Genomic DNA, 12,046 nt, shown 5'->3' on the forward strand with positions numbered 1-12,046 from the left:
CAGCACCCAGCTGCTCGACCCGTCCGGCGCGGTCCAGCTGATCTGCCCCCCGCTCACGCGCGCGGTCAGGTCGATCAGCGAGGACTGATCCAGCGGGGTGACGCCGGAGACCGCGGCGCGACATCTATGCCGCCGGCGTCCTGCTGTTCCACATGCTCGTCGGCCGCCGTCCGTTCGAGGGCAGCAACCAGTCGGCGATCATGCTGGCCGTGCTGAAGGGCGATTTCCAGCCGCCGACGGCGTACGCGCCCGGCCTGTCGCCGGCACTCGATGCCGTGGTGCTGAAGGCGATGGCGACGGACCCGGCGGATCGTTTCGCGTCCGCATCCGCCTTCGCCGAGGCGCTGCGCATCGCGGTGAACGACCCGGCCGCGGCGATGCCGGCGCCGCCGGTGGCCATTCCCGACGATGACGGGACGATCATCCAACCCTCGGCGCGCATCCGGCCGGCGGCGCTGGATCCGCTGGCGGACCGGCCCGGCACGCCGCCGCCGGGGGCCGGCCCGGCCGCCGGAGCGTCCCTGACGCCGCCGGCGAGGCCGCCGGCGCCCGTGGCCCCGCCGGGGAAGTCCGGGCTGGGGATGGGGCCGATCATCGGCATCGTCGTTGCGGTCCTGGCGATCGCCGGCGGCGGGGCGTTCTTCCTGTTGGGCGGCAGGAACCAGGCGCCGGCCCCGGTGGCAGCCACCGTGACGCCCCCCGTGACGGCCCCTGTGGCGGCCCCTGGGGCGACCACCGGGCCGGGGACCAGGCCCGAAGTCGCCGCGCCGCCGGCGGTTCCGTCTGAAACGAAGACGGCGCAAACGCCGACGGCGCCGTTGCCCTCCGGCAATCAGGCGCCCGCCGCTCCGCCGTCCGTTGCGCCGCCGGTTGCTTCGACCGAGGGGACGCCGTCCACCACCGCGCCGACGACGGCGCCCCCAGCGACAGCCCCCACTGGGAATGTCCCCACTGGGAACGCCCCGGCAACGACCGCCCCGGCAACGACCGCGGCGACGCCGCCGGCGAAGCCCAGCCTGCGTGACGTCGTGGCCGGCATTCCCTGCGCCGCGGTGTACGGCGAGGACACGCCCGCCCGCCTGGCGCTGCGCGGCGTCGCGCCGCCCGACAGCCTCGGCGCCCTGCGCGCCAGCTACGACGACACGCCGGCCCAGAGCCGCAGCTTCAACGTCCAGCCCCTGCCGGCTCGGCCGTTCTATTGCCAGGTGATCGACACGCTGCGGCCGGTGCTGCCCATGCTGGGCGAGCGAGGCGGCGTCACCGCGTCGCTGCTGGCCTCGCCGACGACGCATGCGCTGCGACTGGTCGACAACGACCCGATCGACTTCGACATCACCGGCCCCGACATGCCCAGCGTGCTGCAGGTGGACTACATCGACAGCACGGGGAAGGTGTCGCACTACATGCCGCGCAAGGCGCAGCCCGTCCTCGATGCACGCCGCCTGACGGCAAACGAGCATGTGCGGCTGTTCGATTTCCTGCCCGGCCCGGCGTTCCAGGTCGGACCGCCCGCGGGGACCGACATGGTGGTCGTCATCGCCTCCTCCGAACCGTTGCAGATGCAACATAGCAGGGACGACAACGAGAACGTCAGCGTCTATGTCCAGGAACTGCGGGCGGCGCTGGATGCGGCGCGCAAGCGCGGGATCCGGATATCGGCGGACATCGTGCCGGTGGTATCGGTGGAAACGGGGAAGTAGTGGCCGGACCGCGTTGACCCCGAGGGGGCGATCGGGGGGTACGATCGGAGGGTGCGATCGAGGGACGCGGTCAGGGCACGCGATCGCCGCCGCCCGGCCTGAAGCGCCGGGCCGTTCGGCACAAAGCGTGCGGGCGCTTGCGGTTTGCGTCAGCGGTCCGATCGGAACGCCGGCATGACCTGCTCGCCGAAGCGGCGCATCGACAGCAGGTTCTGCTCGTGGCTCATGTCGCCGAAGCCCGTCTGGCACAGCAGATGCCGCACCCCGACGTCGCGCAACTCGGCCACCTGGTCGCGCACGGTGGCGGCGGAGCCGTAAAGCGACCCGGTCGACAGCACATAGGCCAGCGCCTCGGCCTCGCTTACGTCGGGGTTCGTCCAGGCGTTCAACATCACGGGATCGACATGAAAATCCGGCGGATTGTACTCATGCCGCACGTGCATCATATGCGATCGGGTACGCAACAAAAGCGCGGACAGCTCGTCCTCGGCCTGCGCATCGGTTTCCGCGACGTAGACGTTCCGCCATAGCGCCGCCTGTGACAGCAGCCGGTCCCGCACGCCGGCGTCGTGGCCGCCTTCGGCGATACCAGACTCATAAAGTTGCCAACGTTCCTTGATCCGAGCGACCGGGAGGCGGGAGGTCAGGATGGGAATGCCGAGGCGTCCGCACTCGGTGAACGAACCCGGTGAGATCACGCTGCGCCAGATCGGGGGGCCGAACGGCTGCACCGGCTTCGGCCGAAGCTCCGGCACGCGCAGGTTGAAGTATTTGCCTTCGTAGACCAGCGGCGTCTCCCGCCAGGCGCGCTCCAGCACCTCCAGCGCCTCGGCCATGCGGTCGCGGCTGTCGTCGCTGCGCAGCCCGTGACCGATGAATTCGTATTCGTTGTAGACGGTGCCCTTGCCGATCCCGACATCGATCCGTCCGTGGCTGAGGTTGTCCAGCAGCGCAAGCTGCGTGGCCAGCCGGACCGGGTGGTGGAACGGCATCTGCACGACCGCGAAGCCGATGCGGATCCGGCTGGTGCGCTGGGTCAGCGCGGAGGCGAACAGCAGCGCGTCGTTATAGACGCTTTCGCCGGTGAAATAATGTTCGGTCAGCCAGACATCGCCGAACCCCAGGGCCTCGGCCGCCTGCACCTGCTGGATCTGTTGCTCGATCCGAACGGCATCCTCATCGGGGTTTGGCGACAGCGCCAGGGTCAGCCAGCCGAACTGCATCGTCCTGTTTCCCTCTTTCCGTAAACCGAGACTGCCGCCGCTTGGCATGGCGATCAAGGCGGAAAACCATCCCGTATGGATCATTGTCCAGATCGCGCGTCCGGTCTGGACGACCCTTGCTGGCCTGGTGTTTGCTTCGTCATTCCGATCCGAGGGAGTCCGGACGATGGCGAAGCGGCTGTTCCACCTCTCCTGGTTCCTGTCGCAGGGCTATGGCCCCAAGGGCTGGCGCGGCGACTGGGCGGGCAGCGACATCGATCGCTGGATGATGCCCGACCTGTTCGTCGACCTGGCCCGAGCGATGGACCGGGCGTGCTTCGACTATGTGATCATCGAGGATTCGTCGATGGTGCCTTATACGTTCAAGGGCACGCACGATACGTACCTGAAATACGCCGCCAGCACGCCCAAGCTCGATCCGGCGGTGCTGGTGCCGTACCTGGCGCAGGCGACGAAGCACCTGGGCATCATCCCGACGCTGTCGGTCACCGAATACCCGCCGTTCCTGCTCGCGCGGCTGGTCAACTCGCTGGACCATGTGACCGAGGGCCGCGTCGGCTGGAACTGCGTGACCGGCAGCAACGACGGCGCGGCCGAGAACTATGGCCGCGACGGCCAGCCGCCCCACGACGAGCGCTACGACCTGGCCGATGAGTTCGCCGGCCTGGTGACCAGGCTCTGGGACGCGTGGGAGCCGGACGCGGTGGTCCTGGACCGCGAGACGCCGCTGTTCGCCGACGGGGCCAAGGTCCACCCGGTGTATCACGAAGGCCGCTACTTCAAGTGCCGCGGCCCGCTGAACGCCCCGCGCTCGCCGCAGGGGCGGCCGGTGATCTGCCAGGCCGGCGGCTCGCCGCGGGGGCAGAGATTCGCCGCGACCTGGGCCGATACGATCATCACCGACGCCAGCAGCGTGGAGGCGATGAAGCAGTACCGGACCCAGGTGCGCGCCAACGCCGTGGCCGCGGGGCGCGATCCGGACAGCGTCAAGGTGCTGTTCCTGGCCTATCCGCTGGTCGACACCACGATGGACGCGGCGCGGGAGCGGCGGCGGCTGATGCAGCAGGACGCGGCGCGGCACCTGGACCTGGCGCTGTCGTCGATGTCGCGCCTGACCAATATCGACTTCGCCAAGTTCGACCTGGACGAGCCGCTGCCGCCATTGACCACCAACGGGCACCAATCGTTGCTGGCGAAATGGATCGGCCGCACCCCGCGGGAGGTGGCGATGGGGCAGGCGGTGAAGCTGGGGATCGACTTCTCCGGCACGCCCGGCCACGTCGCCGGCATGATGCAGGAGGTCATGGAAGAGGTCGGCGGCGACGGCTTCCTGTTCTTCAACGCCACCTTCGACCGGCGCTACGTCATGGAGGTCTGCGACGGCCTGGTGCCGGAACTGCAGCGCCGCGGCGTCGTCCGCAAGGCCTATGCGCACAAGCATTTCAAGGACAATCTGCTGGCGTTCTGAACAGGTCCAGCGTCGACAGGCAACAGGAACCCGGCCATTCACCATCCGTCCGCCGACACCGCCGATCCGCCGCAGGCCTATCGCCGGCGCGCAACGCCGCCGCAGCCCGGCACCTGGGACGGGGCGGGCCGCGCATCGGTCGCGATCGTCGGCGGCGGCATCACCGGCGTGTCCGCCGCGCTGCACCTGGCCGAACGAGGCGTCGCCTCGGTCGTCCTGGACGCGCGCGGGATCGGCTGGGGCGCGTCCGGCCGCGCCTTCGGCCAGGTGGTCCCGTACCTGAAGCACGACGCGCCGCAGATCCTCGGCCGCTACGGCCCCGAACGCGGCGAACGCATCATCCGCGCGATCGGCGACGGCCCGGCGCTGGTGGCGGGGGTGATCGACCGCTACGGCATCGACTGCGACCTGCGCCGCGGCGGGCTGCTCTTCGGCGCGCACGCCCCGTCGGGCGAGCAGACCCTCCAGGCCAGGGCGGCGTTCTGGCAGCAGCGCGGCGCGCCGGTCGAGGTCCTGTCCCCGACCGCGACCCAGGCGGCGATCGGGTCCGACCATTACCGGATGGCGCTGCTCGATCATCGCGGCATCCACCTGAACCCGTATGCCTATACGTGCGGCCTTGCCGCCGCCGCCCAGGCACGCGGGGCCAGGATCGTCACCGGCGAGGGCGTCGATTGCCTGAAGCGGGAAGGGACGTCATGGCGGCTCCAGGCCGGCCCGCACGTGCTGGAGGCCGATACCGTCATCCTCGCCACCAACGCCTATTCCGGCCGGCTCTGGCCGGGCCTGGCGGAGAGCATCGTGCCGATCCGGGGACACGGCGCCGTCACCGCGCCGCTGAGCGACAACCAGCGCCGCGGCATCCTGCCCGGCGGGCAGGCGCTGACCGATACCCGCCGGCTGTTCTCCGGCATCCGCATCCTGCCGGACGGGCGACTGCACGCCAGCATCGACGGCCCGGTGAGGGGCCCCGAGGCGCCGCCCGACATGGCCAAGCTCGATGCCCGCATCCGCGTCCTGTTCCCCTGGCTGGCCCCCGTGCGATGGGAGGAGACCTGGAGCGGGTTCTTCGCCATGACGCCCGACCATTTCCCGCGCGTTCACGCCCTGGCGCCGGGCTTGTTCGCCGGCCTCGGCTACAGCGGCCGCGGCATCGCCGCCGCCACCATGATCGGCGCGGAACTGGCGGCTCGGGCATGCGGCGTGCCGGACCGGGACCTGGTGTTCCCGCTCAGCCCGCTGAAGCCGATCCCCGGACGCCGGTTCGCGGCGGTCCCGGTCGCGGCCATCCTGGCCTGGTGGCGCTGGCGCGACACGATCGACGACCGGGAGGTGCTCAGGCGCCGGTAGCGGGCTCGCCCAGGGACAGCATCAGGCGGTTGGCCCAGTTGAAGAAGGCGGCGCCGTTGATCACGTCGACGATCTCCGCGTCGTCCAGGCCGGCGGCGCGCAGGCGGGCGACGTGCGCCGGACCGAAGGCGATGGGCGTCGCCGCCAGGGCGACCGAGGCGGCGACGATGGCGTTCCACCGTTCGCCGAGGTCGGCGGCGACGCCTTCGTCCAGCAGCCGCTTCACGTCGTCGGTGCGCTTGGAAAACGTGATCGCGTGGCGCGCGTGCACCGACGCGCAGTAGATACAGCCGTTGTGGCGGGACGTCGCGGCGGCGGCCAGTTCGCGCTCCGCGCGCGGCAGGCCCGTGGCCGTGTTGAAGAAGATGTCCTTATCGGTGCGGGTCCGTGCCTCCAGGATGTCGGGATCGCGGGCCAGCAGGCGGAAATAGGCGGACTTGGACCGCGCCGGGTCCACCAGGCTGCTTTTCTGCCGGTCCGTCAGCCCGGTTTCGGCGGGCGGGGCGATCCAGGGCAGCCAGTCGAGCATGGCGACGGTGAACGTCACCGGCTCATGGTTGTCGGGATGGCGGATCACGGTCTCGGTCATGCTGGGGTCCGGGCGAGGACGCGCAGGCCGGCGGCGGCGCGGATCTGGAAGGCGAGGAAGGCGGTCAGTTGCGACAGGGTCACGATCCCGGTGTTCGACCATCCGGCGTCGAGCAGCGCCTGCAGGTGTTCGGGCCGAGCGTCGCGGGGATGGAAGACCAGCATGTGGACATGCGCCAGCGCGGCCCCCAGGCGGGGATCGAGATCGGCCGGCCGGTAGACGGGACCGGCCACGTCCTCCCGGCTGAGGGGACCGGGCGGATAGGCGCCATAAGGCCCCGTCGTCCTGGCCTTCCCGGCCTCCGCCGCGATCGTCGCCGCCAGGTCGGCCGGCAGGGCGGCGGCGTAGAACGCGGTGGCGTCCGGATCGGCGTGCAGGCCGGCGACGAAGGCCGCGACGGCATGGCGCTCCAGCCGCGTGACGTCGGTTTCGTCCGCCGGCCGGAACAGGGCGCGATAGCTGGCCTGGGCCTGGTCGCGGGTGACCGGCTTGCGGTCGCGGATGGCGGCCAGCGGCGAGTCCGGGGCCAGGCCGGCGAGGGCGTCGATGGCGTCGCCGGCGGTCTTTCCGGCGGTGCTCATGCCGCCGCCGCGACCGCGGATGGGGACCGGTGCCAGCCGAAGGCCGGCGCGACGTGCTGCGCCACCAGTTCGATCGAGCGCAGGATCCAGGGATGCGGCGGATCGACCGAATGGACCTGCACCGCCAGGTCGGTGCAGCGGTGCAGGGTCTTGTCGGCCCTCAGGGATGCGATGACGTCCTCCGGCGTGCCCAGATGCACGTCGAAGGCCTCGATCAGGTCGTCCAGCGTGCCGCCCTTCAGGGTATAGCCCTTGGCCTGGAACCGCTCCGCCTGGGTGCGTAGGCCGGTCTCGGCGAAGCGGCGGGCGTCGGCGCGCGAGTCTGCCACGAACACGCTGCGGGACCCGACGATGCGCGGGGCCTGGTGCTTCGGCAGCGCCGCCAGGTAGGCGTCGACGATCGGGTCCTGGATCTCCGCCAGCGAGGCATGGGGGGCGTCGTCCGGCCGCGGCTGGGTGCGCGACAGCATCAGCCCGTCGCCGGCCGCGCCGGCCCGGGCGCCGCCGCTGACCGAGAAGGTGGCCTGCCAGATGCGGCGGGCGAGATCGGGGGCCTGGGGATACAGCGTGTCGCCGCCCGGGATTTTTCCGCCGCCCAGCGCGGTGCGCAGGCGGGCCAGGTTGCGGACGAAAAGATCGTTGCGGTCCACGCCGTCCAGCTCGAACCCCGCGAAGGCGGACGGATTGCCGCCGTTGCCGACCCCAAGCTCCAGCCGCCCGTCGGCGAGGAGGTCGAGGACGATGGCGTCCTCGGCGACGCGGACGGGGAGTTCCAGCGGCAGGGTGACGATGCCGGTGCCCAGCCGGATCCGCCCGGTCCGCGCGGCGACGTGGGCGAGGAAGACGAACGGGGACGGGAGGCCGCCTTCGTGCTCGTGGAAATGGTGCTGCGCGACCCAGGCGGCGTCGTAGCCCTGTGCCTCGGCATGGGCGATCTGTTCGGTGGCGAGACGGTAGCGTTCGGCCGCCGGCGCGGCGTCCAGAAGGCGGGTGAAGAAGGCCAGGCGCTGGAAGCGGGGGGTGCTGGACATGGGACGATGGTAAGGTGGGCGGCGCCCCGGCGGCAACTGGGAGATTTCCCGTCCAGGCCGGTTTGGCGCGGACCCGGTTTGGCGCGGACCCGGTTTGGCGCCGGGCCCCCGCGCATCGGCCTGGCCCGGCTCGCCCGACGAACGGCCCGACGCGTGTATAGACCCGTTGTCGTCGTCCCCCGGTTCCCCATCGCGCCGATCCGCTTTACGCTGCCGTCATGAAATGGCTCCGCCTCGCCTGTCTTGTGCTGCTGCTGCCGTTCGGGGCCGCCGCGCAGGAGCTTCGCATGGGCGTGCAATCGGCGTTCGTCGTCGATCCGCACGTCCTGTTCCTCGGCCCGAACATGGCGATGGCGCGCAACCTGTACGATAGTTTCGTCGGCAAGGACGCCGACGCGCACTGGACGCCGGCGCTGGCCATCGCGTGGAAGCAGGTCGACCCCCTGACCTGGGAGTTCGCCTTGCGCCACGGCGTGCGCTTCAGCGACGGCAGCCCGTTCACCGCCGACGACGTCGTGGCCAGCGTCGAGCGCATCCCGAATATCCCCGGCAACCCGGGCCCCTATACCTCCAACCTGAGGACCATCACCAAGGTCTGGGCGGTGGATCCCTATACGATCCGGGTCAGCACCGACCGGCCGAACCCGCTGCTGCCGGGCCAGTTCACCAACGTCTTCATCCTGTCGAAGGCCCAGGTCCATGCCTCGCCCGAGGATTTTTCCGCCGCCAAGGCCACGGTCGGGACCGGTCCGTTCCGGCTGGTGTCGTTCCGCTACGGCGACGTCGCGGTGATGGAGCCGAACCCGTATTACTGGGGCCCGAAACCCCCCTGGAAGCGCGTCACCATCCGCGTCATCGGCAACGACGGCGCTCGGGAGGCCGCGCTGCTGGCCGGCGACCTCGACCTGATCGAGAACGTCCCGCCGGAGGACGTCGACCGGCTGCGCAAGACGCCCGACATCCATGTCTACGCCCGTCCCGCCGACCGGGTGGCCTTCCTGCTGCCCAATGTCGCGCCGGACACGCTGCCGCTGCTGACCGACAAGGACGGGAAGGCGCTGACGGCCAACCCGCTGCGGGACCTGAAGGTGCGGCAGGCGATCTCCGCGGCGATCGACCGCGCCGCGCTGGTCTCCCGCGCGCTGTCGGGGCAGGGGGCGGCGACGCTGCAGCTTGTGCCCGAGGGCTTCGGCGGCTGGGACCCGGCCGTGAAGGTGCCGCCGCTGAACACGGCCGGGGCGAAGGCGCTGCTGAAGCAGGCAGGCTATCCCGGCGGGTTCGGCATGACGCTGGCCTGCACGAACGACCGCTACGTCGACGATGCGCGGGTCTGCCAGGCGATCGCGCAGATGCTCTCGCGCGCCGGCTTCGCGATGAAGGTGGACACGATGCCGGGCAGCGTCTTCTTCCCCAAGTCCCGCTACGGCAAGAACCAGTGGCCGCTGATCCTGTATGAGCTGTCGCTGTCGTCGCTGCGCGACGGCCAGTACATCCTTCAGGTCTGCGCCCAGACGGTCGACGAGAAGCGCGGCATCGGCGACGGCAACCGCGGCGGGTTCTCCGACCCCGCGCTGGACGCGAAGATCGAGGCCGCGGTGGTGCGCAGCGACCCCGGCCGGGAGGCGGCGATCCGCGACGCGCTGGCGGCGGCGGTGCACGACCTCGGCATCATTCCGATGTATGTCGAGCCGACCATCGCCGCGACCCGGGGACCGGTGACCTATACGCCGCGGGTGGACCAGCAGATGACCGCGATGGGGGCGGCGCCGGCGCACTAGCCCGCCCCGGGAGCCCGCCCCGCGCCGGCGCTGGCCCATCCCCTGCGCTGGCGCGCTGGCCTGTCCCGTGCGCCGGGTATTCCACCTCCGCGCAAGCAAGGTGTTTCCCCGGCCGCGCCAAGCGTCTACCTTGGCGGAACGCTATCGATCAGGAGCATCCCATGGCCCCGCCTCCGCCGTCCGGCGCCAATTCCGCCGTCGCCCGCGACATCGCGAACGTGCTGCACCCCTATACCGACCTGCAGGCGCACCAACAGGTCGGCCCCGTGGTGATCTCCCACGGCAAGGGCGTGAAGGTGTGGGACGAAGCCGGCAAGGAATACATCGAGTCCGTCGCCGGCCTGTGGTGCGCCGCGCTGGGGTTCGACAATGAACGCCTGGTGCAGGCCGCCACCAACCAGATGCGGAAGCTGCCGTTCTACCACGCCTTCACCGCCAAGTCGCACGAACCGATGATCGACTTGGCGGAGATGCTGATCCAGCGCGCGCCCGTGCCCATGAGCAAGGTGTTCTTCGCCAACTCGGGGTCCGAGGCGAACGATTCCGCGATCAAGATGGTCTGGTACCTGAACAACGCGCTGGGCCGGCACCAGAAGAAGAAGATCATCGGCCGGCTGAAGGGCTATCACGGCATCACCATCGGGTCGGCGTCGCTGACCGGCCTGCCGGCCAACCACCGCAGCTTCGACGTGCCGCTGCCCGGCTTCATCCACACGATGACGCCGCACTTCTATCACGGCGCGCTGCCCGGCGAGTCCGAGGAAGACTTCGCCACGCGCTGCGCCGACGAGTTGGAGAAGACGATCCTGGCCGAAGGGCCCGACACGGTCGCGGCGATGTGGGCCGAACCGATCATGGGCGCCGGCGGCGTGATCCTGCCGCCCAAGGGCTACTTCCCCAAGATCCAGGCGGTGCTGCGCAAATACGACGTGCTGATGGTCGCCGACGAGGTGATCTGCGGCTTCTGGCGCACCGGCAACTACTGGGGCAGCCAGACGCTGGACATCCAGCCGGACATCCTGGTCTGCGCCAAGGCGCTGTCGTCGTCCTTCCTGCCGATCAGCGCGGTGATGGTGAACGACAAGGTCTTCCAGGGGCTGGCCAGCGAAAGCCACACGATCGGCACCTTCGGCCACGGCTTCACCTATTCCGGCCACCCGGTGCCCGCGGCCGTCGCGATCGAGACGCTGAAGATCTACGACGAGACGAAGATCGGCGACCACGTGAAGACGGTCGGCCCGTACCTGCAGTCCGAACTGCGCCGCATCTTCGGCGACCACCCGCTGGTGGGCGAGGTGCGCGGCACCGGCCTGATCGCCGGCGTGGAACTGGTGAAGGACAAGGCGTCGCACGGCAATTTCGACCCCGCCGCCAAGGTCGGCATCCGCATGACCAAGCTCTGCGAGGAGAACGGCGTCATCGGCCGCGCGTCGATGAACGACGTGATCTGCTTCAGCCCGCCGCTGATCATCTCCAAGGAGGAGATCGACGAGATGCTGAAGCGGATGCGCAAGGCGCTCGACGAGCTGACCGTGCAGCTGCGGCGCGAACAGATCGCGGTGGTTGGCTGAGAGGACGGAAACCGGGGCAGGGGCGGGGCAGGCAGTTCCCCGCTCTGGCCGGGGGCAGGCATTTCCCCCCTCTGCCGACGGTCGGCGGGGTCGGCTGGCGGTGGTGGAGGGAACGGCGGGCGGATGGTGTCCCGTTGGCGCCGTGCGCTTTCGGCCGGCTGTCGGGGCGGGTGATGGCAAGGCCATTCAACGCAGCTTGTTAAGCCGATGCACACGGATGCACGCAGATTCCGCGGCATCTGCCGGTGTGCCCTGCCGGCACGCCCCTGGTCCGAGATAACGAACCCGGAGACACCGCACTCACCCCCCGGAACCTGTGTTCATCTGCGTCCATCCGAGCTTATCTGTGTAAAAAACCTGGCCCTCCGCCAGCACACACCCGGGCCGGAGCGTCCGGCGCCAACCCCGAGCGACCCGGTCACAAACGGACCGCCATCCCCCCAACACCGCATCCCCGTACGCGCCTCGGGCCCGGCACCCGCACTCCCCTCAGCCTTCAATGTTCTATAAAAGTTCTTGCCATCGCGCCGAAAATATCTATAGTGCCAAGAACACTCCAGGAACGGCCCATGCGCACCCCCAACGTCTTGACCATTTTCCCCATCGCCTTCCTCCGAACCGTCCTCCGCCACATCGCCGCCCTGCTGCTGGAAGGCGCGAACGGTGACCACGACGAAGCCTGGAAAGCCGCCGAGACCTTGATCCTGGGGCAAGCGCCGCGGACCACCGCCGAATTGCGGCTGGTGTACCGGGTC

General features: G+C 70.1%; 10 protein-coding genes. 6 read left to right on the plus strand and 4 right to left on the minus strand.

All coding sequences use genetic code 11. The annotated features are described in order from the left end of the window. The first annotated feature begins 152 nt into the window (after positions 1–152). On the plus strand, positions 153–1,700 hold the full coding sequence (locus tag VHB27_RS09985) for a hypothetical protein (protein WP_325599828.1): 1,548 nt from the start codon (positions 153–155) through the stop codon (positions 1,698–1,700). A 149-nt stretch (positions 1,701–1,849) separates the two neighbouring features. On the opposite strand, the gene VHB27_RS09990 is transcribed toward VHB27_RS09985, so the two are convergent. Next, on the minus strand, positions 1,850–2,923 hold the full coding sequence (locus VHB27_RS09990; protein ID WP_325599830.1) for an LLM class flavin-dependent oxidoreductase: 1,074 nt from the start codon (positions 2,921–2,923) through the stop codon (positions 1,850–1,852). A gap of 166 nt (positions 2,924–3,089) precedes the next feature. On the opposite strand from VHB27_RS09990, the gene VHB27_RS09995 reads away from it, so the two are divergent. Both VHB27_RS09995 and VHB27_RS10000 read left to right on the plus strand, forming a co-directional pair. Beyond that, entirely contained in the window at positions 3,090–4,391 is a 1,302-nt protein-coding gene (locus tag VHB27_RS09995; RefSeq protein WP_325599832.1) for an NtaA/DmoA family FMN-dependent monooxygenase, read from the plus strand. Between the two features lie 144 nt (positions 4,392–4,535). Next, positions 4,536–5,741 carry an NAD(P)/FAD-dependent oxidoreductase gene (locus VHB27_RS10000; RefSeq protein ID WP_325599847.1) on the plus strand — a complete coding sequence of 402 codons (1,206 nt, stop codon included), beginning with the start codon at positions 4,536–4,538 and terminating at the stop codon, positions 5,739–5,741. On the opposite strand, the gene VHB27_RS10005 is transcribed toward VHB27_RS10000, so the two are convergent. From VHB27_RS10005 to VHB27_RS10015, 3 genes are read right to left on the minus strand one after another with little or no spacing between them, the layout of a single operon-like run. Continuing rightward, the gene (locus VHB27_RS10005; RefSeq protein WP_325599834.1) at positions 5,728–6,330 is read right to left on the minus strand and encodes an alkylhydroperoxidase domain protein; all 603 of its coding nucleotides are present in this window, start codon (positions 6,328–6,330) and stop codon (positions 5,728–5,730) included. The genes VHB27_RS10000 and VHB27_RS10005 overlap by 14 nt on opposite strands. Beyond that, complete coding sequence (locus tag VHB27_RS10010) at positions 6,327–6,911, minus strand: CMD domain protein (protein WP_325599837.1); 585 nt, start codon at positions 6,909–6,911, stop codon at positions 6,327–6,329. Before VHB27_RS10010 ends, VHB27_RS10005 begins: the two co-directional genes overlap by 4 nt. Continuing rightward, the gene (locus VHB27_RS10015) at positions 6,908–7,942 is read right to left on the minus strand and encodes a putative FMN-dependent luciferase-like monooxygenase (protein WP_325599839.1); all 1,035 of its coding nucleotides are present in this window, start codon (positions 7,940–7,942) and stop codon (positions 6,908–6,910) included. Before VHB27_RS10015 ends, VHB27_RS10010 begins: the two co-directional genes overlap by 4 nt. Positions 7,943–8,160: 218 nt before the next feature. On the opposite strand from VHB27_RS10015, the gene VHB27_RS10020 reads away from it, so the two are divergent. The 3 genes from VHB27_RS10020 to VHB27_RS10030 all read left to right on the plus strand — a co-directional run. Further along, positions 8,161–9,720 carry an ABC transporter substrate-binding protein gene (locus tag VHB27_RS10020; protein WP_325599841.1) on the plus strand — a complete coding sequence of 520 codons (1,560 nt, stop codon included), beginning with the start codon at positions 8,161–8,163 and terminating at the stop codon, positions 9,718–9,720. Between the two features lie 161 nt (positions 9,721–9,881). Then, positions 9,882–11,291 (plus strand): aspartate aminotransferase family protein, encoded by a 1,410-nt coding sequence (locus tag VHB27_RS10025; protein ID WP_325599843.1) that lies wholly within the window; start codon positions 9,882–9,884, stop codon positions 11,289–11,291. Between the two features lie 569 nt (positions 11,292–11,860). Further along, the coding region (locus VHB27_RS10030) for a hypothetical protein (RefSeq protein ID WP_325599845.1) at positions 11,861–12,046 on the plus strand (186 nt) is incomplete at its 3' end.

It is taken from the genome of Rhodopila sp. (genome assembly GCF_035548235.1).
Taxonomy (GTDB): domain Bacteria; phylum Pseudomonadota; class Alphaproteobacteria; order Acetobacterales; family Acetobacteraceae; genus Rhodopila.

Excerpts from the sequence above, each read along its gene's own strand:
- VHB27_RS10010 (WP_325599837.1), bottom strand. The coding sequence starts at position 6,911 with ATGAGCACCGCCGGAAAGACCGCCGGCGACGCCATCGACGCCCTCGCC.
- VHB27_RS10015 (WP_325599839.1), bottom strand. The coding sequence starts at position 7,942 with ATGTCCAGCACCCCCCGCTTCCAGCGCCTGGCCTTCTTCACCCGCCTT.
- VHB27_RS09985 (WP_325599828.1), top strand. The coding sequence starts at position 153 with ATGCTCGTCGGCCGCCGTCCGTTCGAGGGCAGCAACCAGTCGGCGATC.
- VHB27_RS10005 (WP_325599834.1), bottom strand. The coding sequence starts at position 6,330 with ATGACCGAGACCGTGATCCGCCATCCCGACAACCATGAGCCGGTGACG.
- VHB27_RS09995 (WP_325599832.1), top strand. The coding sequence starts at position 3,090 with ATGGCGAAGCGGCTGTTCCACCTCTCCTGGTTCCTGTCGCAGGGCTAT.
- VHB27_RS10020 (WP_325599841.1), top strand. The coding sequence starts at position 8,161 with ATGAAATGGCTCCGCCTCGCCTGTCTTGTGCTGCTGCTGCCGTTCGGG.
- VHB27_RS09990 (WP_325599830.1), bottom strand. The coding sequence starts at position 2,923 with ATGCAGTTCGGCTGGCTGACCCTGGCGCTGTCGCCAAACCCCGATGAG.
- VHB27_RS10025 (WP_325599843.1), top strand. The coding sequence starts at position 9,882 with ATGGCCCCGCCTCCGCCGTCCGGCGCCAATTCCGCCGTCGCCCGCGAC.